Annotated in this window: 1 pseudogene; it reads left to right on the top strand. The window is 63.2% G+C overall.

The annotated features are described in order from the left end of the window. Positions 1-370: pseudogene (sucC, locus tag KVT32_RS29095) on the top strand (succinate--CoA ligase subunit beta); the annotation flags it as partial.

The following is a 370-nucleotide window of genomic DNA, read 5'->3' as shown; positions in this document are numbered from 1 at the left end:
AAACCGACGCTTCGCTGGCTGAAATCAACCCGCTGATCCTGACCGGCTCGGGCAAGGTCATCGCCCTGGACGCGAAGTTCAACTTCGACGCCAACGCCCTGTTCCGTCACCCGGAAATCGTCGCCTACCGCGACCTGGACGAAGAAGATCCGGCCGAAGTCGAAGCCTCGAAGTTCGACCTGGCCTACATCTCGCTGGACGGCAACATCGGCTGCCTGGTGAACGGCGCCGGCCTGGCCATGGCCACCATGGACACCATCAAGCTGTTCGGCGGCGAGCCGGCCAACTTCCTGGACGTCGGCGGCGGCGCAACCGCCGAGAAGGTCACCGAAGCCTTCAAGATCATGCTGAAGAACCCGGGCCTGAAAGC

Origin of the sequence: Achromobacter sp. GbtcB20 (assembly GCF_019091095.1) — a bacterium.
GTDB classification, from domain to species: domain Bacteria; phylum Pseudomonadota; class Gammaproteobacteria; order Burkholderiales; family Burkholderiaceae_B; genus Achromobacter; species Achromobacter mucicolens.
This window is presented reverse-complemented; position numbering and strand designations above follow the sequence as displayed.